Below are 1,035 nucleotides of genomic sequence, written 5' to 3' on the forward strand. Positions count from 1 at the left end.
AGTTGTCCTCACACCCGCTGTTTTTGAGGATGAAAGAGGCTATTTCTTTGAGTCCTACAGCAAAAGTAAAATGCTTGATTTAGGAATCCAGATCGATTTCGTGCAAGATAATCAATCCTTTTCTAAAAGGGGTACTTTGAGAGGATTGCATTATCAAAATCCCCCTTTCGCCCAAACCAAATTGGTTCGAGTGCTTCAAGGGGAAATTATGGATGTAGCCGTAGATTTAAGGAAGGATTCTCCCACTTATGGAAAGTATTTTGGACTTGTATTATCGGCTGAAAACAAAAAACAATTATTGGTTCCACAAGGGTTTGCTCATGGTTTTTCGGTTTTGAGTGAAACGGCTGTGGTTTCCTATAAATGCGACCAATATTATAACCAACCAAGCGAAGGCGGTATTCGGTTTGATGATGCCGGTTTGAACATTGATTGGGGAATGGATTTAGCCACTGCCATAGTTTCAGAAAAAGACCTGATTTTGCCTGATTTTAAAAACTGTAATTCCCAATTCTAATGCAAAAAATACTTGTAACAGGAGCCAATGGACAATTGGGTTCTGAAATCAAAATGTTAGCACTTCATTATCCGCAGTTCGATTTTATTTTCACTGATATTGACGATTTTCCTTTAGACCAGTCGGAGGTGATTATTTCCAATTTCAATCGCATTCAACCCGATATAGTTATCAATTGCGCTGCTTACACTGCTGTGGATAAAGCGGAGCAAGATACTGTAGTTGCCGATGCCATCAATCATTTGGCCATTGCTACTTTGGCTAGTTTGTGTTCTGAATCAGGAGCAAAACTGGTACATATTTCGACCGATTATGTTTTTGACGGCACTTCGCCAGTAGCCTATAAAGAAGACGATCAGCCGAATCCAAAGAGTGTTTATGGAGTCACCAAATTGGCCGGAGAAATCGCTTGCTTAAAAAATTTTCCAGACAGCATTATCATCAGAACTGCTTGGGTATATTCGGAATTTGGAAACAATTTTGTCAAAACGATGTTGCGATTGATGAGCGAAAGAGAC

General features: G+C 39.6%; 2 protein-coding genes. Both read left to right on the forward strand.

Features of this window, described 5'->3' with window-relative positions; translation table 11 throughout:
* Positions 1 to 517: dTDP-4-dehydrorhamnose 3,5-epimerase (gene rfbC / locus EKL98_RS17340; RefSeq protein ID WP_126563267.1), on the forward strand; the 517-nt coding region annotated here is incomplete at its 5' end.
* A partial coding sequence (locus EKL98_RS17345; RefSeq protein WP_126563268.1) for an SDR family oxidoreductase occupies positions 517 to 1,035 on the forward strand: 519 nt, incomplete at its 3' end. The genes rfbC and EKL98_RS17345, both read left to right, overlap by 1 nt.

The sequence above is a fragment of the Flavobacterium bomense genome (genome assembly GCF_003970355.1).